We start from the raw sequence: 23,628 nt of genomic DNA, 5'->3' as shown, positions 1-23,628 counted from the left end.
CGTTTGGAACCGTCACGATTTCCGCCTATGAAGGCCGGCTAACGGCTGTTCAGGACGACCGATGACGACTTCTCCCGCCCGCCTTCGCAAGGCGGTTCTTCCCGTGGCCGGCCTGGGCACCCGCGTCCTGCCCGGCACCAAGACCACGCCGAAGGAGCTGCTGAACGTCGTCGATCGGCCGATCCTCAGCTACATCGTCGAAGAGGCGCGCGAGGCGGGGATCGAGCACATCGTCTTCGTCACCGGCCGCGCCAAGCAGGCGATCGAGGACTATTTCGACCACCAGATCGAGCTGGAGGCCCAGCTTCTGGCCAAGGGCAAGACCGAGCTGCTGGCGGCCATGAACGCCGAACTGGCCACGGCCGGCGAGATGAGCTTCACCCGCCAGATGCAGCCCAAGGGTCTGGGCCACGCCGTATGGTGCGCCCGCGACATCATCGGCCACGAGCCCTTCGCCGTCATCCTGCCCGACGTCATCGTCGATTCGCAGCCCGGGGCCCTGAAACAACTGGCGGACCTCTACGCCGAGGTCGGCGGCAACGTCATCGGCGTAGAGGCCGTGCCCGAAGCCGCTGCCCACAAGTACGGCATCATCGACCCTTCCGCCCAGGAAGGCCGCCGCTTCGCCATGAAGGGCATGGTCGAGAAGCCCGCGCCGGGCACGGCCCCGTCCAACATGTCGATCTCGGGCCGCTACATCCTGCAGCCGGAAATCTTCGACCTGCTGGAAACCCAGGAGCGCGGCGCCGGCGGCGAGATCCAGCTGACCGACGCCATGGACCGGCTGATGAAGACCCAGACCTTCACCGCCTATGAATACGAGGGCGTCACCCACGACTGCGGCGACAAGATCGGCCTCTTGCGCGCCAACGTCGCCCTGGCCCTGAAACGCCCCGACCTTGGCGAGGCGACCCGCGCGGCGATCACCGCCCTGCTCTGAGCGTCCACGCCGGACCCGGACCGGGAACGCGCTTGTGAAGGTCCCGGCGACTGAACGAGGCGTTTCCCTCAGAACAAAGACCGCGCTGGCCTGTTGTCAGGCATCAGTCGGTCGCTGGTCTTTTTGAGGAGGGACAAGCGCAGCGGAAGGGCGATCAGGAGATCGCAAGATGCAATCGACGATCATAGGGGCAGCCTTGCTGCTCGCCATCGCCGCCCCGAGCGGCGCCGAGCCGCAAGCGACACGGCCCGCAAGAAACGCCGAAACCGTCATCGTTTCGTACGCCGACCTCGACCTGAGCCAGCCGCCGGGGTCAAAAATTCTGGACCACCGCCTCAGGGCGGCGGCGCGACGCACCTGCAGCGACGCCAATCTCGTCATGAGCCACTATCTGGTGCGCCACGCCTGCATCAAGGACGCCGTGGCGGACGGTTGGGCGCAGGTCGCCGCCCGCCGCTCGACCCAATCCGCCGAGAGCCGCACGGTCACGCTTGCGGCCCTGCGCACCCCGGACCAGCCCTAGAGGCCGCCGCGCGCTCCCACCGTCGCGGAGCGCGCGCCGCGCTTTCGCCCGCCTTCGCCATCAGCTAGGCAGGAAGGAGAGAGAGACGACACAGGGTTCGACCGATGCGCGTGATGATTCTGGGCGGCGACGGCTTCTGCGGCTGGCCCACGGCGCTGCATCTGTCGGCGCGCGGCTGGGAGGTGCTGATCATCGACAACCTCAGCCGCCGCAACATCGACAATGAGCTGGAGGTTCAGTCCCTGACCCCCATCCGCACCATGGGCGAGCGCATCGCCGCGTGGCGCGAGGTCTCGGGCCGCACGATCGACTTCGTCAACCTGACCGTGGGCAAGGAGTTCGACCGCCTGGTCGCCCTGATCCGCGACTGGAAACCCGACAGCGTCGTCCACTTCGCCGAGCAGCGCGCCGCCCCCTATTCGATGAAGTCGGCGCGGCACAAGCTCTACACCGTCGACAACAATCTGAACGCCACCAACCACCTGCTGGCGGCCATCGTCGAGAGCGGGCTGGACGTCCACCTGACCCACCTGGGGACCATGGGGGTCTATGGCTACACCACGGCCGGCCTGCGCATCCCCGAGGGCTATCTGAAGGTCACGGTGGACACCGACTTCGGCCCTTCCGAACAGGAGATCCTGTTCCCGCCGAACCCCGGCAGCATCTATCACATGACCAAGACCCAGGACGCCCTGCTGTTCCAGTTCTACGCCAAGAACGACGGCCTGCGGATCACCGACCTGCACCAGGGCATCGTCTGGGGCGCCCAAACCGAGGAAACCCGTCAGGACGAACGCCTGATCAACCGTTTCGACTATGACGGCGACTACGGCACGGTGCTGAACCGCTTCCTGATGCAGGCTGCGGTCGGCTATCCGCTGACGGTGCACGGCTCGGGCGGCCAGACGCGCGCCTTCATCCACATCCAGGACACGGTGCGCTGCGTCGAGCTGGCGCTGAAGAACCCGCCCAAGTCGGGCGACCGGGTCAAGATCCTGAACCAGATGACCGAGAGCCGCCGCGTGCGCGACCTGGCGCATATGGTGGCCGACATGACCGGCGCCGAGGTCCACAACGTGCCCAACCCGCGTCAGGAGGCTGACGAGAACGAACTGGTCGTCGCCAACGACCAGTTCCGCGACCTGGGGCTGAAGCCCATCACCCTGGCCGAGGGCCTGCTGGCCGACGTGACCGACATCGCCCGCCGCTACGCCGACCGCGCCGACCGGACCAAGATCCCTTGCGTCTCCAGTTGGAACGGCAAGCGCGCCCAAGCGCTGCAGTCTCAGGCGGCGGACATCACGCCCCCCGCCGCCGCCAAAACCGCCTGACTGCATCGCCTGACCGGACCGCCATGACCCAGCCTGCCCCCGCCGCCCTGTCCCTGCTGGTCTTCGGCGGCGGCTATCTGGGACTTGAGGCGGCGCGCGAGGCCATCCGACGCGGCGGCCGCGCCTTCGCCACCTCGCGCGATCCGAGCCGGCGCGCGGAGTTGACGTCGGCCGGCGTCGTCGCTGTCGACCCCGCCGACGCCAAGGCCCTGCAAGCCGCCGTCGTCGCCGCCTCGGCCATCCTGATCACCGCCGCGCCCGACAGCGCCGGCTGCCCCGGCCTGAAGGCCCTGATCCCGGCCATCACCGCCGCGGGCGCCTATCCCGACTGGATCGGCTATGTCTCCTCGACCGCCGTCTATGGCGACCGGGCGGGCGGCTGGGCCTTCGAGGACGACGAACTGAACGCCGCCAGCCTGGAGGGCGCGCGCCGGGTCCGGGCCGAGCGGGACTGGCTGGACGCCGGGCGCGGCATGGGGCTGACGGTGCAGATCTTCCGCCTGCCCGCCATCTACGGCCCGGGCCGCTCGCCGGTCGATCGCCTGCGCGACGGCGCGGCGCGGTTGGTGCGAAAGCCCGGCCAGGTGTTCAACCGCATCCATGTCGAGGACGCCGTCGCCGGCGTCTTCGCCTCCATGGCCCGACCGCATCCGGGCCGCGCCTACACCCTGGCCGACGACGAGCCGGCCCCGGCGGACGTGGTGATGGAGTGGACGGCGGCGCGCCTAGGCCTGCCCAACCCGCCCGAGGTGGCGCTGGACGACCCGTCGGTGTCGGACGCCATGCGGCGCTTCTACAACGACTCCAAACGCCTCTCGAACGCCCGCGCCAAGGCCGAACTCGGCTGGCGACCGAAATACCCGACATGGCGCGAGGGGATCGAACCCCTGCTGCCGACGCGTAATTAGACCCTTGCCCCACACATGCCGTCACCCTCGGGCTTGACCCGAGGGTCGGGGCCGGCGCGAGCGCCTCCAACCAAGTGCCCGCTGAACGCTCGATCCTCGGGTCAAGCCCGAGGATGACGGCATGAAGTCGGACACGCCCGTCTTCGGCGCTCAAGCAGCGAGCGACCGCGTCGCGCGCGTTAGCGCCCCTTCCCTCTTAGAAAGGAAGAATGTTCCGCTGGCGGCTGTAGCTCATGGTGCCGACGTTGGCGCCCAGGCGCAGGCCGACGCCGGTGCGGATGGGGGCCAGGACGATGCCGTCGGCGCGCTGATAGTTCACGCCCAGGCCGGCGACCAGATAGGCCGAGCCCTCGACGCCGGGGTAGCGGCGATAGAGCATGTCGGGGTGATAGAGGCCGTAGACCAGGGTGAAGACCCGGCTGGCGTTGCCGCCCACGTCCCAGCCGATCGAGATGCCCTGCCAGAAGACCTCCTGCGAGGCCGACAGGTCCTTCATGTGCAGGGCGCCGCGGCCGTAGCGAACGCCGATGGCGGCGGCCCCGGCGGCTTCCTCACCGGCGATATAGGCGGTCGGACGGTCGCCCTGTTCGGCGAAGACGCGCTCGAGGGCCGAGCCCATGGCCTCGGCGGCGATGCCCATTTCACGCGAGCCGGCCGAGACCAGTTCCTCGAAGGTGTAGGCCTGGGCCGTCTGGTCCGAAGCGATCGGGTAGTTGGGGTCGGTCGGCTGGCGCGTCGTGGCGCAGGCGCCGAGGCCCACGGGAAGCGCGCCGGCGGCGGCGAGACCAAGGCTGGAACGGATCAGTTGGCGGCGATGCATGTCGAGGCTCCTGACAGAGGACGGGGCGCCCATCGTCGCGGGCTTGGCCTACCGTCCGTGTCTTTTGCGGCAGCCTTGGGGCTTCAAGGTTAACGGAACCTTGCTTGGCCGTATTCGCGGCGGTCCCAGCCGATCAAGGCTTCGTCAGCAGGGCTCAGGCAGCCCGAGGCGCGGCCCATAGCGGCCTCAAGCAGCGCAAAGCGCGATAGCCCCCCAACAAAGAAAGAAGCCGGAGCTTTCGCTCCGGCTTCGTATCAGCTCCTCAGGACGCCGCCGGCCTTGGCCGCAGCGGCGACGACCTTGGCCGTCAGGGCCTCGATCTCGGCTTCGGTCAGGGTGGCGGCGCGCGGCTGGATCTCGACCTCCAGGGCGACCGACTTCTGGCCCTCGGGCACGCCCTGGCCGCGATAGACGTCGAAGACGCGCACCTCGGCGATCAGGGCCTTGTCGGCGCCGACGACCGCGCGGGTCAGATCGCCCACGGCCTTGGCCTCGTCCAGCAGGAAGGCGAAGTCGCGGCTCAGCGGCATCAGGTTGGGCAGGTCCGCCGCGCCCCGCGCCTTGCCGCCTTTTCCACGCGGTTCCGGCACGGCGTCGAGGATGATCTCGAAGGCCAGCATGGGACCGTCCGCGTCCAGGGCCTTGAGCACGCGGGGGTGCAGGGCGCCGAACTCGACGATGACGTTCTTCGGACCCAGTTGCAGGCGGGCCGAGCGGCCGGGGTGCCACCAGTCCTGGTTGCTCCCTTGCGCCAGTTGCAGCGAGGCGACCGGGGCGCCGATCTCTTCCAGCAGAGCGAACAGGTCGCCCTTGAGGCCGAACAGGGCGTCCTCGCCTGCGCCGCCCCAGTGGCGGTCGGGGTGGGGCGCGATCAGACCGGCGATGGCGGTGCGCTGGCCGTTCGGCTGATCGTTCAGATAGACGGGGCCGATCTCGAACAGAGCCGCGTCGGCGTGGCCGCGCGCGGCGTTGCGGGCCGCCGCCTGGATCAGGTTGGGCAGGATCGACGGCCGCATGCAGTCAAGGTCGGCCGCGATGGGGTTTTCCAGCACCAGGCGATCATCGCCGCCGCCGAACAGGACGGCGGTGGACTGCTTGGTGAAGGACCAGGTCACGGCCTCGGCGTAGCCCAGGGCCGCCAGGGCGCGACGGGCGACGCGGACGCGGGCCTGACGCGGATTCAGCACGCCGCCGGGGGCGCGGGCGACCTCGGGCAGGGGCGTATGCGGCAGGGCGTGGAAGCCCTCGATGCGCGCCACTTCTTCCACCAGATCGGCCGGGCCTTCGACGTCGCGGCGCCACGACGGCGGCACCACGGTCCAGGCCGCGCCGCGCATGACGGTGAAGCCCAGCGCGGTCAGGATTTCGAAGATGCGGTCGTCGGTCAGGCTCAGGCCCGACAGGCGCTTCACATAGGCCGGGTCGAAGGCGAAGCCGGCGGGGGCGGCCGGGGCCTGACCCGTCACCGTGATCTCGGACGGCTCGCCGCCGCACAGGTCGAGGATCATCTGGGTGGCCAGCTCCAGGCCCGGGACGACCGAGGCCGTGTCCACGCCGCGCGCGAAGCGGTACTGGGCGTCCGAGCTGATGCCCAACGAGCGGCCCGTCTGGGCGATGACCAGAGGGTCGAACCAGGCGCTCTCGACGAAGACATCGACCGTCTCGTCCGAACAGCCGGTCGACTCGCCGCCCATGACGCCGCCCAGACCGATGGGACGCTCGCCGTCGGCGTCGGCGATGACGCAGTCGGCGTTTGAGGCGGCATAGGTCTTGCCGTCCAGGGCGATCAGGTGCTCGTGCTCGCCCGTATCCTTGGCGACCAGACCGGCGCGCACGACGATCGTCTGGCCCGACAGCTTGGCCACGTCATAGACGTGCAGCGGCCGCGCCCGGTCGTAGGAAATCAGGTTGGTGATATCGACCAGACGGTTGATCGAGCGCAGGCCGATGGCCGTCAGACGGTGCTGCAGCCAGGCCGGCGACGGCCCGTTCTGCACGCCGCGGATCACGCGCCCGGCGAAGACCGGGCACAGGTCAGCGTTGTCGATCCGCACCGTGATCGGCGAGGCGAAGCCGCCGGCGACCGGCTGGATCTCCGGCGTCGTCAGCTTGCCCAGACCCGTCGCGGCCAGGTCGCGGGCGATGCCCGCCACGCCCAGCCAGTCGGGGCGGTTCGGCGTCACCTCGAAGTCGATCACCGGCTCGGCGCCGAAGACCCCGGCGGCGGGCATGCCGACCTGCAGATCGTCGCTCAGCTCCAGGATGCCGTCGCTGTCGTCGGCCAGTTCCAGCTCGGCGCCCGAGCACAGCATGCCGTGGGACACCACGCCGCGCACCGGCTTTTCGACCAGAGTCACGCCCAGGCCGGGCACATAGGCGCCGATGGGGGCGTAGATGGTGGTCAGGCCCGGCCGTGCGTTCGGCGCGCCGCAGACGATCTCTTTCAGACCGTCGACCGTTTCGACCTGACAGACCTGAAGCCGGTCGGCGTTGGGGTGACGCTCGGTCGAAAGGATCTTGGCCACGGTGAAGGGCGCCAGCGCCGCGATGGGGTCATGGACTTCCTCGACCTCCAACCCGGCCATGGTCATGGCGGCGGCGACCGCTTCGACGTCGGCGGTCGTGTCGAGGTGTTCCTTCAGCCAGGAAAGGGTGAACTTCATGCCGCAGCTCCGTCGCCGAGCGCCTGGACCATATTGTCGAGAAAGCCCGATGCGCCGGTGAAGCCGACGCCGAGGAAGCGACAGTTGATGAACTGGCAGTTCTTGAACGGCACCACGCCGACGACCTGACGCGGCCCCAGGGGCGACAGCATCAGATTGCGCGGATCGCCGTTGGAGACGCCCATGTCGCAACCGTCGAACGAGCAGCCTTCCACCGGCAGGATCACGGCGGGTCCCTCGATCAGGCAGCCTTCGAAGCGGCGGTTCTCGATCATCTGCGAGCCGGCGCGCGCCGTCTCGAGAAACAGCTGCGGCAGCCAGACGTTGACGTTGGCGTAGGTCGGCCCCGCGCCGAGGGGCTCAAGGGTGATGGCGGCGTTGTTGTTGACGTCGGTCATGCCTGAGCCGCCTGTTCGCGCGCGCTGAGAAGGTCCTGTTCGATGCCGTCCAGCAGTTCCGACGATCCGGTAAAGCCGACCTGCACGAACCGGCACCGCACGAAGCGGCAATTGCTCACGCCGACCGCGCCCGCGATCAGTTCGCCACGCGGCTCGAGCAGCAGGGTGCGCGGGTCCTTGGCCACGCCCATGTTGCAGCTGTCGAAGCTGGTGCCGTTCATCACGGCCATCACCGCCGGCCCCTCGATCAGGCATTCTGTGAAGGTCTTGTCGGCGATAGAGGTCTGGCCGGCGTTCATATGATGGACCGCCAGCGAAGGCAGCCAGACGGCCTCCTTCTCGAAGCTTGTGCGGGCCACCAGTTCGCGGCCGAACTTTTCTTCGGCGGACATCGGGGTCTGGTCGGTCATGTCAAAGCTCTCGAAAATCAGCTGAGGCCGCTGGCCGGGTTCGGCGCGGCGAAGGCGGAGAAGCCGTAGTGCGCCAGCCAGCGCGTATCGGCGTCGAACATGGGGCGCAGGTCGGAGACGCCGTATTTCAGCATGGCCAGGCGATCGACGCCCATGCCGAAGGCGAAGCCCTGATACTCGTCCGGGTCGATGCCGCAGTTGCGCAGCACGTTCGGGTGAACCATGCCGCAGCCGAGGATCTCGAGCCAGTCCTCGCCCTCGTTCAGCGTCAGCTTGCCGCCCGAGCGGTCGCAGCGAATGTCCATCTCCGCCGACGGCTCGGTGAAGGGGAAGTGGTGGGGGCGGAAGCGGGCGTTGACGTCGTCCAGCTCGAAGAAGCGGGCGATGAAGGTCTCCAGCGTCGTCTTCAGATGACCCATGTGGATGTCGCGGTCGATCACCAGGCCTTCGATCTGGTGGAACATCGGCGTGTGGGTGGCGTCGGAATCCTTACGGAAGGTGCGGCCGGGCGCGATGATGCGGATCGGCGGCTTCTGCGACATCATGGTCCGCACCTGCACCGGGCTGGTGTGGGTGCGCAGGACCTTGCGCTCGCCCGTTTCCGGGTCGGGCTTGAGGAAGAAGGTGTCGTGCATTTCCCGCGCCGGGTGCTTGGGCGGGAAATTCAGGGCGGTGAAGTTGTGGAAGTCGTCCTCGATGTCCGGGCCCTCGGCCACGGCGAAGCCCATCTCGGCGAAGATGGCGATCATCTCGTCCATGACCTGCATGGTCGGATGCACCCCGCCCTTGCGGCGCGGGCGGCTGGGCAGAGTCAGGTCGACGCGCTCGGCCAGCAGACGGGCGTCCAGCTCGGCGGCCTCCAGCGCGGCCTTCCTGGCGGCGATGGCGGCGGTCACGCGGTCGCGCAGGCCGTTGATGATCGGCCCCTGTTCGCGGCGTTCATCGGGGCTGAGCGCGCCCATCCCCTTCAGCAGGGCGGAGACGGTCCCCGTCTTGCCGAGGGCGGCGACGCGCACCTCTTCGATCGCAGCGACGCTTTGGGCCGCTCCGATGGCGTTGATCAGGTCGAGTTCTAGCTGGGCGAGATCGGTCATGGTCCGCAGCGTCTAGCCCGCCACGGCCGTCTCGCAAAGCCTTCAGCGTCGATCAGGCTCAGTCGGCCCCTCAATCCGCGAGGACGAAACTGATCTTCATGTTGACCCGGTATTCGGCGATCTCGCCGTTGCGGACCACGATCTTCTGATCCTGGATCCAGGCCCCTTCGACATGACGCAGGGTCTTGTCAGCCCGGGCGATCCCCTGGGCGATGGCGTCGTCGAAGCTGACGGTGGATGACGCGGTGATCTCGGTGACGCGAGCAATGGACATCGGCGAAGCCTCCTCAACCGCCGGATCGCCATTCGACCCGGCCGTCGAACCCCAACGCCTGATCCGACCAAAAGGTCAGGCTTGGCCATGAAAAACGCCCGCCCCGAGAGCGGGACGGGCGTTTTTGTCTTCTTGCTTCAGCGCCCGGCTCCTGGAGCCATGAGCGCGATCGCGAGACTTAGGCGGCCAGAGCGGCGCGGACCTTCTCGGCGATGGCCTTGAAGCTGGCTTCGTCGGCGGCGATCGTCGACAGGACCTTGCGGTCCAGCACGATGCCGGCCTTGTCCAGACCGTGGATGAACTGCGAGTAGGTGAAGCCTTCCAGACGGGCGGCGGCGTTGATGCGCTGGATCCACAGGGCGCGGAACGAACGCTTCTTGTTGCGACGGTCGCGGTAGGCGTACTGGCCTGCGCGGTCGACGGCGGCCTTGGCCGTGCGGATGGTGTTCTTGCGGCGGCCGTAGAAGCCCTTGGCCTGCTTAAGAACCTTCTTGTGTTTGGCGTGGGACGTTACGCCCCGTTTGACGCGAGCCATGTGTCGCTATCCTTTCAAATTCTTACGTAGAGATCAGATCGAAACGCGCGCGCCTATCAGGCGTACGGCATGTAGGATTTGATCTTCTTGGCGTCGGCGTCGGCCATGACCGAGGTGCCGCGGTTCTGGCGGATGTACTTGGAGTTGTGGCTGATCAAGCGGTGACGCTTGCCCGCAACGCCGGCCTTCACCTTGCCAGTGGCCGTGAATTTGAAGCGCTTTTTGGCGCCAGACTTCGTCTTCAGTTTCGGCATTTTCACTCTCTATCTTTTTAGTGGGCTACCGCCCCTTGGGCTGCTTGAGCCCATGAGACGGTGCTGAAACGAACTGCCCAGGCATGCCTGTTAGCCCGGCGGTTCGGTACGCGAAGGGGCGGCTTTTACGGCGCCGCCCCCCCAAAAGCAAGACGCCCGGCCCAGACATCTGTCCGGAGCCGGGCGTCTGAACTGGATCCAAGACCCCTGCTCAAGTCGCGAGCCGCCGCGCGGCGAGCATAGCGACCTGAAAAGCCTCGCCGAGAGGCTCGGCCGCTTAGCGCGGCGCCAGGATCATGATCATCTGGCGGCCTTCCATACGCGGAGCGTATTCGACCTTGGCGACTTCGTCGAAGTCGGCCTGCACCTTGTTGAGCAGCTTCATGCCCAGTTCCGGGTGCGCCATTTCACGACCGCGGAAGCGCAGGGTCACCTTGACCTTGTCCCCCTCCTCGAAGAAGCGATGCATCGACTTGGCCTTGACCTCATAGTCATGGGTGTCGATGTTCGGACGGAGCTTGATTTCCTTGAGCTCGACGACCTTCTGACGCTTGCGCGCCTCGGCCTTCTTCTTCTGCTCCTGGAAACGATGCTTGCCGTAATCCAGGATCTTGCAGACCGGAGTCTCGGCGTTGCCGACGATCTGGACCAGATCGAGGCCGGCCTCTTCGGCGGCTTCCAGGGCGGCGGACAGCGGCATGACGCCCTGTTTCTCACCGTTCTGATCGATCAGCAGAACGCGGGTGGCGCGGATTTCCTGGTTGATGGGCGGCCCGTCCTTGACGGGCGGCGCTTGCATGGGACGGCGAATGGGCGTCGTTTCCTTATGTGATCAGAAGATAGTTTGGTTGGTAGGCGATAATCTCGCAGGGATCAGCGCGCGACAGAGCGGCGCGTTCCCGGCGGCGGGAATATGACGACTGAAGCCCTGTAATTCAAGGCTGGTCGGGGTTTGCGCCGCCGATGTAGGCGTCGTGCAGCGCCAGCACCCCTTCAAAGACATGATCGACCGTCAGGTCCTCGATCGGCGCGAACTGGCCGCGCGTCTCGTTGGAGGCGACCGTGCGCGTCTTCGGCCCCCAGGGTCCATAGAGCCACCACTCGGTCGGACCGAACAGACCCAGCGTCGGTCGACCCAGCGCCGCCGAGACGTGCATCAGCCCACTGTCATTGCCCACGAACAGGGCCGCCCGGTCGATGACGGCGGCCGAGCAGAGGATGTCGCCCTTGCCCACGCAGTCGATGCCGCGCTCTCCGGCGGCTTCCAACGCCGGGGTCGCGGGCGGCCGGTCGCCGGGGCCGCCGACGGGCATGAAGCGCCAGCCGTCGAAGCGCGGCTCCGCCTTCAGCTTCTCGACCAGCTGACCCCAGCGGTCGGCGGGCCAGGACTTGCCCGGCTGGTGGGCGATGGGCGCCAATGCCAGGATAGGAGGCGCGATGATCGGGCCGGAGCCCGGCCCTTGCGCCAGTTGCGGGTCGATGACGGCGGCGGCCTCGGCGCGGGCCTGATCATCAAGGAAGATTTCGGGGGCCAGGGGTGTGTCTGAGCCCATCAGGCGCGACACCATCTCGACCTTGCGCAGCCCGGTCTCCCAGCGGCGATTATAGACGACGCGGCGCTTGGCCGGGATCAGGTAGGCCAGGGCCGAGCCGCGGATGTCGACGACCAGATCCCACTTCGTGCCGCGCACCTGCTTCCACAGATCGACCCAGTGCCCGGCGGCCTTCTTCTTGTCGAGGATGATGACCCGCTCGACGTTGGGCGCGGAGCGGAAGAAGGGCGCGGGCGGACGGCCGCAGGCCACCGTGATCTGCACCCCCGGCAACTGGCGCGCGATCTCGCGGATCACCCCCGAAGAGATGACGCAGTCGCCGATGCGGTTCGAGGAGACGAAAAGGGCTTTGGGTGCGGACAAGCGGGGCCCTCGCGGCCTGTGAAGAAACGCCGTCTCTGCTAAAGCCATTCCGCGCCGAATGACAGTCCGAGGAGCCTTCATGTCCGACTTCGACACGCTGAACCGCCCCGACGGCGAGACCCTGGCCTTCAAGACGGTGAAGGGCGCAGGTCCGACGGTCGTCTGGGTCGGCGGCTTCCGCTCGGACATGGAAGGGACCAAGGCCCTGACTCTGGAGGCGGCGGCGCGCGAGCGCGGCTGGAACTACGTCCGCTACGACCACTTCGCCCACGGCCAGTCCTCCGGCGACTGGAAGCAGGCCACCATCGGCCGCTGGCGCGAGGACGCCGTCGCCCTGATCGACAGCCTCGACGGCCCCGTCATTCCCGTCGGGTCGTCGATGGGCGGCTGGGTGTCGCTGCTGGCGACGCTGGCCCGGCCGGATCGGGTCAAGGGTCTGGTGCTGGTCAATCCGGCCCAGGACTTCACCGAAAAACTGATGTGGCCGGGTCTGGCCGACCACGAGCGTCAGGCCATCCTGCGCGAGGGCGAGACGGTCATCACCGAGGAGGGCCTGGGCTCCTACGTCCTGACCCGGCGCATGTTCGAGGAGGCCCGCGACTGGCTGCTGCTGGACGGGGTGATCGACATCAGCGCGCCGATCCACGTGCTGCAGGGCCGCGCTGACGACGTGGTGCCCTGGCGCCATCAGGTCGAACTCGCCGAACGCCTGACCGGCGGCGACCTGCGCCTGGACCTGATCGAGGGCGGCGACCACCGGCTGTCGTCGCCGCGCGATCTGAACCGGCTGGTCGAAGCGGTGGAGGCGATGCGGGGCTAGCACAGCTTTCCTCCCCACTTTGTGGGGAGGGGGACCGCGTAGCGGTGGAGGGGCCTGCCCGGCTGAAGCGGCCCCTCCGTCACGTCGGCTGCGCCGCCGCGCCACCTCCCCATTGCATGGGGAGGAGAAGCTCAGGTCGTCACAGAATAAACCGGCTCAGGTCGATGTTCTTGGCCAGTTCGCCGACCTTGTCGCGCACCATGTCGCCGTCGAAGGTCAGGGTCTGGCCCGACAGGTCCGAGGCCTTGAAGCTGGTCTCCTCCAGCACCCGCTCCAGCACGGTCTGAAGCCGGCGCGCGCCGATGTTCTCGACCGTGTTGTTGGCGGCCACGGCGGCGTCGGCCATGGCCTCGACCGCATCATCGGTGAAGACCAGGGTCACGCCCTCGGTCTCCAGCAGGGCCTGGTTCTGGCGGATCAGGTTGGCTTCCGGCTCGGTCAGGATGCGCTTGAAGTCGTCGCGGGTCAGGGCCTTCAGCTCGACCCGGATCGGCAGGCGGCCCTGCAGTTCGGGCAGAAGGTCCGACGGCTTGGCGACGTGGAAGGCGCCCGAGGCGATGAACAGGACATGGTCGGTCTTGGCCGGCCCGTACTTGGTCGAAACCGTCGTGCCCTCGATCAGGGGCAGCAGGTCGCGCTGCACCCCCTCGCGTGACACGTCGGCGCCCGATGCGCCCTGACGCGCGGCCACCTTGTCGATCTCGTCGAGGAAGACGATGCCCTCGTTCTCGGCCAGCAGCAGGGCTTCCTTGGTCAGGCTTTCCTGATCCAGCAGCTTGTCGCTTTCCTCGGTGACGAGGGGCGGGACGGCCTCGGCCACGGTCAGCTTGACCGTCTTGGTGCGGCCGCCGCCCATCTTGCCCAGCAGGTCCGACAGGTTCAGCAGGCCGACGTTGCCGCCGCCCTCCAGCCCCTGGATCGGCGAGGCCGTGTCGGCCAGGGCGATCTCGATCTCCTTGTCGTCCAGTTCGCCGGCGCGCAGCTTCTTGCGGAAGGCGTCGCGGGTGGCCGCTTGCGAGCCTGCGCCCACCAGGGCGTCCAGAATCCGCTCCTCGGCCTGGCCTTCGGCGCGGGCCTTGACCCCGGCGCGGCGCTTGTCGCGCACCATGACCAGGGCGCTCTCGACCAGGTCGCGCATGATCTGATCCACGTCGCGGCCGACGTAGCCGACCTCGGTGAACTTGGTCGCCTCGACCTTGAGGAAGGGCGAGCCGGCCAGCCTGGCCAGACGCCGGGCGATCTCGGTCTTGCCGACGCCCGTGGGGCCGATCATCAGGATGTTCTTGGGCGTGACCTCGTCGCGCAGGTCTTCCGGCACACGCTTGCGGCGCCAGCGGTTGCGCAGGGCCACGGCCACAGCGCGCTTGGCGTCGTCCTGGCCGACGATGAAGCGATCCAGTTCGGAGACGATTTCGCGGGGGGAAAGGTCGGTCATGGGTCAGGCTGTCCAGAAATATTCAGATGGCGCTCAAGCAGCGAGCCGCCGCGCGGCGAGCGATAGCGCCCTACAAACTCTCGATGGTCAGATTGCCGTTGGTGTAGACGCAGATGTCGGCGGCGATCTGCATGGCCTTGCGGGCGATCTGTTCGGCGTCCATCTCGGTATGCACATCGATCAGGGCGCGGGCGGCGGCCAGGGCGTAGTTGCCGCCCGAGCCGACGGCGGCCACGCCGTATTCCGGCTCCAGAACGTCGCCTACGCCGGTCACGGTCAGGATGGTGTCCTTGTCGGCGACCAGAAGCATGGCCTCCAGGCGGCGCAGGTAGCGGTCGGTGCGCCAGTCCTTGGCCAGTTCGACGCAGGCGCGGGCCAGTTGATCCGGATACTGCTCCAGCTTGGCCTCCAGCCGCTCGATCAGAGTCAGGGCGTCGGCCGTGGCCCCGGCGAAACCGGCCAGCACCTTGCCGCCCGCCAGGGTGCGCACCTTGCGCGCCGCGCCCTTGACGATGGTCGGCCCCATCGAGACCTGACCGTCGCCGGCGATGACGGTGCGGCCGTTCTTGCGCACCGCCAGGATGGTGGTGCCGTGCCAGTCGGGGAAGCTTGAGGTCTGGGTCATGACGACCAGATGGCGAGGATTGATGGCCCTCGCAAGACGCCCATACGCCACATGGGGCCGCACGAGCGTCCGCACAGCTTGCCTGTCGGCCGCGCCCGTGACACGGAGCCTTCCCCCTGCAGTCGCGTCGCTTTCGCGTTTAGTTTGAGTACCGCCTTGCTTCTTCACCGCGCCATCTACGTCAGCGACGCCGTCGACGACGCCGCGACAAGCCTCCTGATCCTGGCCGAGATCCTCGGCCAATCGGAGCGCCACAACCGCCGCGACGGCCTGACCGGCGCGCTGATGCGCCATGACGGCCGGTTCCTGCAGGCCATCGAAGGGCGCCGCGCCGACGTGGATCGGCTGATGGACCGGCTGCGCGCCGATCCGCGCCATGAGAACCTCCGCCTGCTGTCGGACCTGGATGTGGCCGCGCGTCTCTTCCACGAATGGCCGATGACCCTGGCCCAGCTGACGCCCGAGGCCGCGCGCGGGCTCAACGGGGCGTCGCTGGACCAGCTGAGCCCCGACCGCGCCGAGGCGCTTCTGGTCGCGGCGGCCGAGGCCCTGCCCGTTCCGGCCTGACGCCGCCCGCTGACGGCCCGTCCCGACTGCGCTAGACAGGCGGCGTGACCCAGCCCTCCGCCCCCGCCGCGCCCGTTCGCTTCTCCGACGAGGAGGTGGACCGCTACGCCCGCCAACTGGTGCTGTCCGAGATCGGCGGCCCCGGCCAGCAAGCCTTGAAGCGGGCCCGCGTCCTGATCGTCGGCCTAGGCGGCGTCGGCGCCCCTGCCGCCCTCTATCTGGCCGCCGCCGGGGTCGGGACCCTGGGCCTGATCGACCATGACGCGGTGGCCCTGTCGAACCTGCAGCGCCAGATCATCTTCACCACCGCCGACGCCGACCGGCCCAAGGTCGAGGCGGGGGCCGCGCATCTAGCCGCCCTCAACCCCCATGTCGCCGTCGAACCCTTCGCCCGGCGGCTGACGCCCGACAACGCTCGCGCCGTGATCGAGCGGTTCGATGTGGTGCTGGACGGCACCGACGACTTCGAGACCCGCTTCGCCGTCAACGCCGCCTGCGTCGCGGCGGGCAAGCCCCTGGTGTCCGGGGCCCTGGGCCGCTGGAACGGTCAGGTCGGGGTCTTCGCCGGCCGCCCCTGCTACCAGTGCCTGGTGCCCGAGACGCCCCCCGACGCCGAGACCTGCGCCCGCGTCGGCGTCGTCGGCGCGCTGGCCGGCGTCATCGGCGCCATGGCGGCGCTGGAGGCGATCAAGCTGATCACCGGCGCGGGGGAAGCCCTGACCGGCCGGCTGATGCTCTACGACGGCCTGGCCGGAACCAGCCGGGTCGCGCGCATTGCGGCCGACCCGGCCTGTCCCGTCTGCGGCGATCAGGCGAAGGCGGTGCGCAGCAGCCCGACGTAGCGGCGCATCAGGCTGCGTTCGATGTCGTCCTCCCAGTCGGCGTGGCCGGCGCCGGACACCTCGACGTAGTCGACGCTCTTTCCCGCCGCCTTGAGGGCGTCGTTCATGCGCCGGGACTGATGCACCGGCACCACCGCATCATCCTCGCCGTGGACCAGCAGGACGGGGCAGGCGATCTCGGCGGCGCGACGGCGCGGCGACGCCGCCTCGATCATGGCCCGGTCTGCCTGCGGATCGCCGATGCGATCGACCCAGAGCTGGAAGACATAGCTGTCGGGGCTGTCGTCCTCGCGTCGCACATAGTCCAGCATGTCGCCCGGATCGCCCACGCCGCAGATGGAGATCGCCGCCTTGTAGAGATCCGGCCGCCGCACGGCCCCCATCAAGGCCGCGTAACCGCCGTAGCTGGCGCCCATGATCGCCACGCGGTCGGCGTCCAGTTCGTGCCTCCGCACCGCATGGGCGACCGCGTCCTCGACGTCCTCCTGCATCCGCTCGCCCCAGCGCCGGTAGCCCTCGCGGGCGAAGGCCTTGCCGAAGCCGCCGGAACCGCGGAAATTCGGCTGCACCACCCACCAGCCCTGGGCCGCCAGGACCTGGGCCTGACGATCCCAGCCATAGATGTCGCGCACCTCCGGCCCGCCGTGCACCAGGGCCACCAGAGGGCCGGGTCGGCGGGACGGCGGCGCGGTCAGGAAGGCCTCGATGACAGCGCCGTCCCGCGTCGGCACGGCCAGGACTTCGACCGGCCCCAGCCGGTCGGTCTCCATGCCTGTGCGCGACCCGATATAGGCGAAATTCCGCGCCCCCTTGTCGTAGAGATACCAGGCGCCCGGCTCTCGAGGCCCGGTCACATGGACGACGAAGCGGTTGCGCGCGCGATCCGCCGTTCCCAGCATGACGTTGCATTCGTCGTCGAAGAACTTGTTCATCGCCTGATGGTGGGCGGCCATGTCGGCGTCGATGAAGTCGTACTGGGCGCGCGGGGCGTAGAAGAGGCCGCCCATGAAGTCGCCCTTGGCGTCCAGCAGTGGCGCGCTGATGTCGAGGCCGGCGCGGGACGCCTTGGGCGCCCCGAACTCGAGGCTTTCGAGGTCAAGTTCTCGGATCGACATGACGTCTTCGCCGTCCAGCCGGGCCGCCACGAGGGCGACGCCGGGCCGCTCGGTCGGGGCGATCCAGAAGAAGGACCGCGCCTGTTCGATCGACTGGCGCCAGACGCGCTTCCATGAGCCTCGCTCGTCGGCGCGGACGAAGACATTGAACATCGACCCGCGCGCATTGGCGTCCACGCGCATCACCGGCACGCCGTCGCGCGTCGCCCAGGTCAGGGTGTTGGTGTTGCCGGTGTCGACCAGGCTGGCCCGCCCCGTCTCGACGCTCACCCGATGCAGGGCCAGCCGGCCGCTGTATTCCCGCGCCGCCATCAGCACATGATCGGGATCATTCGGCAGATAGTCGACGACCGCGCCCAGGTTCAGGGATTCACGCTGCCGGTTCCGCTCGTTGCCGAACAGAACCACGGCCCCGCCGGTGTCGAGATCGACCGAGATCATCCGGCGGCTGTGCAGATCGACCTTTCGCGACACCAGCTTGCTGCCGATGGACGCGGTTCCGCCCGCCGTCAAAGGGATGGCCAGGCGCATCAGCACGCGTCGGTCGTTGGCCCAGGCCAGGGTCTCGACCTCCTGATCGCCGATCGGCACGACCCGGCGCGGCCCGGTCGGGTCGGCGGCGTCGACCACCTCGACCGCCAGCCGGCGCGCGCCGTTCTCGCCGATGTTGCGCAGGACGGCCACGCGGTCGCCGGCCGGAGACAGCGCCGCCGCCACCACCACGTCAGGCGTGAAGAAGGCGTCGAGAGAATGCGGCTGGCGCTCCTCGCGGGCCTGCGCCGCGCCGCCCCCGAACACAGTCCCGAACGCGCCGCCGATCGCCAGACCGGCGCCGAAGCCCAGCAGGCCGCGACGGCTCAGATCCGCGATCAGACGATCGTGACGAACGTCCGCGCGCCATCGGCGCCCGACCTTGGATCCGTGTCTCATGCATCCCCCGCTGGCGACATCGCGTCGCTGCCGGGATCAGATGCGAGAACGACGTTCTTCGTCAATCCTGCAAATGGCGGCCTTGCGCCTAAAGCATGGCCGGGATGACCCGGTCCGGCGGACGGTGGCCGTTCTGATAGGTCATGATGTTGGCGATGACGCGGTCGCCCATGTCCTGACGGGCCTCGATCGTGGCCGAGCCGAGGTGGGGCAGCAGCACCACGTTCGGCCGGCCGACCAGGCCCGGATGCACCGCCGGTTCGTGCTCGAACACGTCCAGGCCGACGCCGAACAGGGCGCGGCGGTCCAGGGCCTCCACCAGCGCCGCCTCGTCGATCAGCTCGCCGCGCGCGGTGTTGACCAGAATGGCGTGGGGCTGCAGCCGGGCCAGACGCTCGGCCGACAGCAGGTGGTGGGTGTCTTTCGTGGCCGGGCAGTTCAGCGAAACGACGTCCATCCGCGCCAGCATCTGATCCAGATCGTCCCACCAGGTGGCGCCCAGCTCCTCGGCGATCATGTCCGAGATCGGTTTGCGGTTGTGATAGTGGACCTGCATGCCGAAGGCCTTGGCCCTACGAGCCAGGGCCTGGCCGATGCGGCCCATGCCGACGATGCCCAGGCGCTTGCCCCACAGCTTGCGGCCGCACATCCAGGTCGGGCTCCAGCCCTCGAACTGGCCCGCCGCGACGACATTGGCGCCTTCGACGATGCGGCGACTGACGCCGAGGATCAGGCTCATGGCCAGGTCGGCGGTGTCCTCGGTCAGGACGCCGGGGGTGTTGGTGACGATGAGCCCGCGCCCCACGGCGGCGTCGATGTCGATGTGATCCACGCCCGCGCCGAAGTTGGCGATCATCTTCAGCTGCTCGCCCGCGCTCGCGATCAACTCGGCGTCCAGATGGTCGGTGATGGTCGGGACCAGGACGTCGGCGCGCTGCAGGGCGGCGGCCAGGGCCTCGCGGTCCATCGGACGGTCGGTCAGGTTCAGCTCGGCGTCGAAAAGTTCGCGCAGACGCGTTTCCACCGCGTCGGGCAGGCGTCTGGTTAATACGACCTTAAGCTTGCGAGCGGACATAGGGGGCCTGGGTTTCAACGGGCGGAAGCGCCCGTGCGGGACGGGTCGATCCGGTGTCTAGCAAAGCTGTGGTCAGGTTCAAAAGTTTCCGGCGTATCGCCGTCATCGCCGCGGTTCTGGGATCGGGCGTCTTCGCGGGCGCCAGCGCCCGCATGCCTGACGGTCGGCCGACGCCGACCGGGCTGGAAGTGCCGCGCTGGGTCACGCTCAAATCCTCTCAGGTTCGCGCCCGCCAGGGACCGGGTCTCGATTACGAGATTCTGTGGGAATACCGCGCCGCGGGCCTGCCTGTCCAAGTGATCGCCGAGACCAAGGAGTGGCGCAAGATCTGCGACCCCGACGGCTCGGTCGCCTGGATCCACCGCACCGTGGCCTCGGGCCGCCGCAGCGTGTTCAACCGCTCGGCCGAAGAGATCATGATCCACTCCGGCCGCTCGACCGCCTCGTCGGTGCGGGCGCGCCTGTCGCCGCGCTCCATCGTCTCGCTGGACGAGTGCGAAGAGGGTTGGTGCCGGGTTCGCGCGCGCAAGATCCGAGGCTGGCTGCCCGAGCGCGCGGTGTTCGGAACCCAGTCGCGCGCCTTGTGCAACGCCGCCCGGCCCGCCGGCGCCGGACGTAGCTAGGCTTCACAACAGTTGAGCGGGCGCGCAGGGTCGTGTAACCCGCCCGCAACACTTCCGGAGCGTCAGCCTTGAGCCAGTCCCAATATCCGTCGTCGTTCGATCACGAAGGCCTGCTGGCCTCGGGCCGTGGCGAACTGTTCGGTCCGGGCAACGCCCAGCTTCCGGCCCCGCCGATGCTGATGTTCGACCGCATCAAGACCATCACCGCCGACGGCGGCGACTACGGCAAGGGCTATGTCGAGGCCGAACTCGACATCAATCCGGACCTCTGGTTCTTCCAGTGCCACTTCATCGGCGATCCGGTCATGCCGGGCTGCCTCGGCCTGGACGCCATGTGGCAGTTGGTCGGCTTCTACCTCGGCTGGATCGGCGGCCCCGGCAAGGGCCGCGCGCTCGGCGTCGGCGAGGTCAAGTTCACCGGCCAGGTGACGCCGGACGTCAAGAAGGTGGTCTACAAGGTCCACCTGAAGCGCGTCATCAACCGCAAGCTGGTCATGGGCATCGCCGACGGCGTGCTCGAGGCCGACGGCGAGGTCATCTACACCTGCGCCGACATGCGCGTCGGCTTGTTCGGCGGCGTGGTGGCGCCGACCGAAGCCTGACCCCATTTAACGCAGACCGCGGTCAACGCGGCGCCTGAAGACTGAATGTTAGGAAACACCATGCGGCGTGTCGTCGTCACCGGATTGGGCATCGTCTCCTCCATCGGCACCGGCCAGGACGAGGTCACGGCCTCCCTGCGCGAAGCCAAGTCGGGCGTCCAGCACGCCGCCGACCATGCTTCCCACGGCTTCCGCTCCCAGGTCTGGGCGCCGCCGGCGCTTGGCGTCACGGCCGAGGACTGGGCGCCGCTGGTGGACCGCCGCGCCGCCCGCTTCCTCGCCAACGGCACGGCCTGGGCGCACATCGCCTTTGAAGAGGCGCTGAAGGACAGCGGCCTGACCGCCGAAGAGATCAAGGACGAGCGCATCGGCCTGATCGTCGGCGAGGGCGGCCCCTCGACCCAGGTCATCCTCCAGGCGGCCCAGACCACGATCGAAAAGGGCTCGCCCAAGCGCATCGGCCCGTTCGCCGTGCCCAAGGCCATGGCCAGCGGCCCCTCGGCCGTCCTGGCCACCTGGTTCGAGCTGAAGGGCATCAACTATTCGATCTCCTCGGCCTGCGCGACCTCGGCCCACTGCATCGGCGCGGCCGCCGAACAGATCGCCTGGGGCAAGCAGGACGTGGTCTTCGCCGGCGGGTGCGAGGACATCGACTGGTCCATGTCGAACATGTTCGACGCCATGGGCGCCATGTCCTCCAACTTCAACGAGACGCCCGCCAAGGCCAGCCGCGCCTATGACAAGGACCGCGACGGCTTCGTCATCGCCGGCGGCGCCGGCATCGTCGTGCTGGAAGAATACGAACGCGCCGTGGCGCGCGGCGCGACCATCTACGCCGAAGTCACCGGCTACGCCGCCAACTCGGACGGCTATGACATGGTGGCCCCCTCGGGCGAGGGCGCTGAACGCTGCATGAAGCTGGCCCTGAAGATGGCCGGCGACCCCCGCATCGACTACCTCAACCCGCACGGCACCTCGACGCCGGTCGGGGACTCCAAGGAAATGGGCGCGGTGCGCAACGTCTTCGGCGACGACCTGCCGATGATCTCCTCGACCAAGTCGCTGACGGGCCACTCGCTCGGCGCGGCGGGCGCTCAGGAAGCCATCTACTGCCTGCTGATGATGAAGCACGGCTTCGCCGCGGAGAGCGCCCACATCGAGAACCTGGACCCCGAGTTCGAGGGCATGCCGATCCTGCGTCAGCGCCACGACGGCGAACTGAAGCACGTCATGTCCAACAGCTTCGGTTTCGGCGGCACCAACGGCACCCTGATCCTGTCCAAGGTCTGATTTCGGCCCGGCGAGCGAAAAATCTCGCAGAACACGAAAAGGCCCCCATTCGGTCCTTCGCCCGCCCGGAACGGATGCCAGAGATACACCATCGGCCTGTCGGAGTTCGGAAGAGTCCCGGATCCTGAACAGCCCCCCCAGCCCCCCAGGATTTTTCCGCTAAAGGGCTTCGACGGGTCGATGCTTCCTCCAAGCGAGACGCCCGCGCCAGCCTCCCCTCCCCCTCCTGGCAGCGCGGGCGTTTTGCTGTCCGGCCCCCGAAAACCGAAGCGCGGACCGAGGATCAGCCGGGCAGGCTGACCGCCGTCCGCTCGCCGTCCCGCAGCACGGTCAGCTCGATCGGCCCGCTGGCGCCCTGCAGCGCGCGGGCCAGCGCCGCCATGCCGTCCACGCCCGCGTCGCCCGCCGCGACCACCACGTCGCCGGCCTGCAGTCCCGCGACCGCCGCGACCGAGCCGCCCTCGACCACCGTGATCTGAGCGCCGGCGCCCTCTCCGGCGTTTCTGAAGGTCAGGCCGCGCGCCATCGCCGCGCCGGCGCCGAGGCGCACCGCGACGGGATCGGCCGAGGCGACCGTCAGGCTGGCCGTCGTCTCGCGCCCGCCGCGCAGATAGACGACCGGCAGGGTCGCGCCCGGCCGGGCGATGCCGACCGTCGCCTGGACCGAGCCGGCGTTGGCCACGGGGCGGTTCTGGATGCGAGTAATGACGTCGCCGGGGCGCAGGCCCGCCTGTTCGGCGGGCGATCCCGGCTCGGCGTCATAGACCACCGCCCCGCGCACGATGCTCAGGCCCAGGTCGCGCGCCCGCTCGGCCGTCAGCGAGCCGACGGCCGCGCCGATCCGGCCGCGCTTGACCTCGCCCGAGGCGCGCAGCTGATCGACCACGAACATCATGATCCGCGTCGGCACGGCGAAGGCGATGCCGTCGTTGCCGCCGCCCATGCCGCCCGAAAGGATGGCCGTGTTGATGCCGATCAGCCGTCCCCGGCTGTCCAGCAGCGGCCCGCCCGAGTTGCCCGAGTTCACCGCCGCGTCGGTCTGGATATAGTCCTCGATGGCGTCGCCCATGCCCGAGCGGTTCAGGCCCGAGATCACGCCCATGGTCAGGGTCTGATCCAGCCCCAGAGGATAGCCGACCGCGAAGGCCAGGTCGCCGGTGCGCAGGGTGTCGGAATCGACCGTCTGGACCTGGGACAGGCCCGACGCGTCGATCTTAAGCACGGCGATGTCGGTGGCCTTGTCGGCGCCGATCAGGGTCGCGTCGAACAGGCGGCCGTCGATCAGATCGACCGTGAACTTCTGGCCGTTCTCGATGACGTGGTGGTTGGTGATGATGATGCCGGCGGCGGCGTCAATGATGACGCCCGATCCGCCCTGGGCCGGCTTGGGGTCGCCTTCCGAACTGGGACCGCGCGACTGGCCCAGCGTCGTGACCTGCACCACCGCGGGCAGGGAGGCGTCCAGACCGGCGGCGAAGGTGAAGACCCCGCGCCGCGCGTCATAGGGCAGGCCCTGCACCGCAGGGGTCTGGGCGGCGGTCGCGGCCGGGGCCGCGACAACCGGCGCCGCGCTCAGGATCAGGACAAGGGCGGCGCCGGTCGAGGCCAGCATTGTGTGTCGCGTCATGGTCGGTCCCT

25 protein-coding genes are annotated in these 23,628 nt (G+C 68.7%); 10 read left to right on the top strand and 15 right to left on the bottom strand.

What is annotated here, in order from left to right:
- Positions 1–61 precede the first annotated feature (61 nt).
- From galU to AC3IS2_RS15045, 4 genes are all read left to right on the top strand, one after another.
- Positions 62–940, top strand: a complete 879-nt coding sequence (gene galU, locus AC3IS2_RS15060) for a UTP--glucose-1-phosphate uridylyltransferase GalU (RefSeq protein ID WP_489198597.1) — start codon at positions 62–64, stop codon at positions 938–940.
- Positions 941–1,109: 169 nt separating this feature from the next.
- Positions 1,110–1,463, top strand: coding sequence for a UrcA family protein (locus AC3IS2_RS15055; protein ID WP_489198596.1), 354 nt, complete (start codon positions 1,110–1,112; stop codon positions 1,461–1,463).
- Between the two features lie 104 nt (positions 1,464–1,567).
- Positions 1,568–2,794, top strand: a complete 1,227-nt coding sequence (locus AC3IS2_RS15050; RefSeq protein ID WP_489198595.1) for an NAD-dependent epimerase/dehydratase family protein — start codon at positions 1,568–1,570, stop codon at positions 2,792–2,794.
- 23 nt (positions 2,795–2,817) lie between these two features.
- Positions 2,818–3,702 (top strand): Rossmann-fold NAD(P)-binding domain-containing protein, encoded by an 885-nt coding sequence (locus AC3IS2_RS15045; protein WP_489198594.1) that lies wholly within the window; start codon positions 2,818–2,820, stop codon positions 3,700–3,702.
- Positions 3,703–3,898: 196 nt separating this feature from the next.
- Here AC3IS2_RS15045 and AC3IS2_RS15040 read toward each other — a convergent pair whose 3' ends face one another.
- From AC3IS2_RS15040 to AC3IS2_RS14995, 10 genes are all read right to left on the bottom strand, one after another.
- The gene (locus AC3IS2_RS15040; RefSeq protein ID WP_489198593.1) at positions 3,899–4,522 is read right to left on the bottom strand and encodes an EipA family protein; all 624 of its coding nucleotides are present in this window, start codon (positions 4,520–4,522) and stop codon (positions 3,899–3,901) included.
- Between the two features lie 254 nt (positions 4,523–4,776).
- On the bottom strand, positions 4,777–7,185 hold the full coding sequence (gene pheT / locus AC3IS2_RS15035) for a phenylalanine--tRNA ligase subunit beta (protein WP_489198592.1): 2,409 nt from the start codon (positions 7,183–7,185) through the stop codon (positions 4,777–4,779).
- Positions 7,182–7,583: a hypothetical protein gene (locus AC3IS2_RS15030; protein WP_489198591.1), complete on the bottom strand. Its 402-nt coding sequence runs from the start codon at positions 7,581–7,583 to the stop codon at positions 7,182–7,184. The genes pheT and AC3IS2_RS15030 overlap by 4 nt, the downstream gene beginning before the upstream one ends.
- Positions 7,580–7,993 (bottom strand): hypothetical protein, encoded by a 414-nt coding sequence (locus tag AC3IS2_RS15025; protein WP_489198590.1) that lies wholly within the window; start codon positions 7,991–7,993, stop codon positions 7,580–7,582. The genes AC3IS2_RS15030 and AC3IS2_RS15025 overlap by 4 nt, the downstream gene beginning before the upstream one ends.
- Positions 7,994–8,010: 17 nt before the next feature.
- Positions 8,011–9,087, bottom strand: a complete 1,077-nt coding sequence (gene pheS, locus AC3IS2_RS15020) for a phenylalanine--tRNA ligase subunit alpha (RefSeq protein ID WP_489198589.1) — start codon at positions 9,085–9,087, stop codon at positions 8,011–8,013.
- Positions 9,088–9,157: 70 nt separating this feature from the next.
- Positions 9,158–9,361 carry a dodecin family protein gene (locus tag AC3IS2_RS15015; protein ID WP_489198588.1) on the bottom strand — a complete coding sequence of 68 codons (204 nt, stop codon included), beginning with the start codon at positions 9,359–9,361 and terminating at the stop codon, positions 9,158–9,160.
- A gap of 178 nt (positions 9,362–9,539) precedes the next feature.
- Positions 9,540–9,896 (bottom strand): 50S ribosomal protein L20, encoded by a 357-nt coding sequence (gene rplT / locus AC3IS2_RS15010; protein WP_105562776.1) that lies wholly within the window; start codon positions 9,894–9,896, stop codon positions 9,540–9,542.
- A 56-nt stretch (positions 9,897–9,952) separates the two neighbouring features.
- Positions 9,953–10,150, bottom strand: a complete 198-nt coding sequence (gene rpmI / locus AC3IS2_RS15005; protein ID WP_003166435.1) for a 50S ribosomal protein L35 — start codon at positions 10,148–10,150, stop codon at positions 9,953–9,955.
- Positions 10,151–10,427: 277 nt separating this feature from the next.
- A complete protein-coding gene (infC, locus tag AC3IS2_RS15000; RefSeq protein ID WP_312781453.1) occupies positions 10,428–10,949 on the bottom strand; it encodes a translation initiation factor IF-3 in 522 nt (173 codons plus the stop codon).
- Between the two features lie 136 nt (positions 10,950–11,085).
- Positions 11,086–12,066, bottom strand: coding sequence for a glycosyltransferase family 9 protein (locus tag AC3IS2_RS14995; RefSeq protein ID WP_489198587.1), 981 nt, complete (start codon positions 12,064–12,066; stop codon positions 11,086–11,088).
- Positions 12,067–12,145: 79 nt separating this feature from the next.
- Between AC3IS2_RS14995 and AC3IS2_RS14990 the strand changes: the two genes are divergently transcribed.
- Positions 12,146–12,886, top strand: coding sequence for an alpha/beta fold hydrolase (locus AC3IS2_RS14990; protein ID WP_489198586.1), 741 nt, complete (start codon positions 12,146–12,148; stop codon positions 12,884–12,886).
- A 139-nt stretch (positions 12,887–13,025) separates the two neighbouring features.
- On the opposite strand, the gene hslU is transcribed toward AC3IS2_RS14990, so the two are convergent.
- The gene (gene hslU, locus AC3IS2_RS14985) at positions 13,026–14,321 is read right to left on the bottom strand and encodes an ATP-dependent protease ATPase subunit HslU (protein WP_489198585.1); all 1,296 of its coding nucleotides are present in this window, start codon (positions 14,319–14,321) and stop codon (positions 13,026–13,028) included.
- Between the two features lie 70 nt (positions 14,322–14,391).
- Positions 14,392–14,946 carry an ATP-dependent protease subunit HslV gene (gene hslV, locus AC3IS2_RS14980; protein WP_184266871.1) on the bottom strand — a complete coding sequence of 185 codons (555 nt, stop codon included), beginning with the start codon at positions 14,944–14,946 and terminating at the stop codon, positions 14,392–14,394.
- 156 nt (positions 14,947–15,102) lie between these two features.
- On the opposite strand from hslV, the gene AC3IS2_RS14975 reads away from it, so the two are divergent.
- Both AC3IS2_RS14975 and AC3IS2_RS14970 read left to right on the top strand, forming a co-directional pair.
- A complete protein-coding gene (locus tag AC3IS2_RS14975) occupies positions 15,103–15,513 on the top strand; it encodes a BLUF domain-containing protein (RefSeq protein ID WP_489198584.1) in 411 nt (136 codons plus the stop codon).
- A gap of 44 nt (positions 15,514–15,557) precedes the next feature.
- Entirely contained in the window at positions 15,558–16,355 is a 798-nt protein-coding gene (locus AC3IS2_RS14970; protein ID WP_489198583.1) for a HesA/MoeB/ThiF family protein, read from the top strand.
- Here AC3IS2_RS14970 and AC3IS2_RS14965 read toward each other — a convergent pair.
- Together AC3IS2_RS14965 and AC3IS2_RS14960 are read right to left on the bottom strand one after the other, a co-directional pair.
- Positions 16,322–18,400 carry an alpha/beta hydrolase family protein gene (locus AC3IS2_RS14965; RefSeq protein ID WP_489198581.1) on the bottom strand — a complete coding sequence of 693 codons (2,079 nt, stop codon included), beginning with the start codon at positions 18,398–18,400 and terminating at the stop codon, positions 16,322–16,324. The genes AC3IS2_RS14970 and AC3IS2_RS14965 overlap by 34 nt on opposite strands.
- An 88-nt stretch (positions 18,401–18,488) precedes the next feature.
- Positions 18,489–19,475: a 2-hydroxyacid dehydrogenase gene (locus AC3IS2_RS14960; RefSeq protein ID WP_489198580.1), complete on the bottom strand. Its 987-nt coding sequence runs from the start codon at positions 19,473–19,475 to the stop codon at positions 18,489–18,491.
- 53 nt (positions 19,476–19,528) lie between these two features.
- Between AC3IS2_RS14960 and AC3IS2_RS14955 the strand changes: the two genes are divergently transcribed.
- From AC3IS2_RS14955 to fabB, 3 genes are all read left to right on the top strand, one after another.
- Complete coding sequence (locus AC3IS2_RS14955) at positions 19,529–20,098, top strand: SH3 domain-containing protein (RefSeq protein WP_489198579.1); 570 nt, start codon at positions 19,529–19,531, stop codon at positions 20,096–20,098.
- A 68-nt stretch (positions 20,099–20,166) separates the two neighbouring features.
- Positions 20,167–20,700 carry a 3-hydroxyacyl-[acyl-carrier-protein] dehydratase FabA gene (gene fabA / locus AC3IS2_RS14950; RefSeq protein ID WP_331034087.1) on the top strand — a complete coding sequence of 178 codons (534 nt, stop codon included), beginning with the start codon at positions 20,167–20,169 and terminating at the stop codon, positions 20,698–20,700.
- A gap of 60 nt (positions 20,701–20,760) precedes the next feature.
- Positions 20,761–21,990 carry a beta-ketoacyl-ACP synthase I gene (fabB, locus tag AC3IS2_RS14945; protein WP_489198578.1) on the top strand — a complete coding sequence of 410 codons (1,230 nt, stop codon included), beginning with the start codon at positions 20,761–20,763 and terminating at the stop codon, positions 21,988–21,990.
- A gap of 283 nt (positions 21,991–22,273) precedes the next feature.
- Here the strand turns inward: fabB and AC3IS2_RS14940 are convergent, their stop codons facing one another.
- Entirely contained in the window at positions 22,274–23,617 is a 1,344-nt protein-coding gene (locus AC3IS2_RS14940; protein ID WP_489198577.1) for a trypsin-like peptidase domain-containing protein, read from the bottom strand.
- Positions 23,618–23,628 lie beyond the last annotated feature (11 nt).

It is taken from the genome of Brevundimonas sp. KH_025 (genome assembly GCF_057839885.1).
Note: the sequence above shows the minus strand (reverse complement) of the source record. Positions and strands in the feature narration are given on the sequence as shown.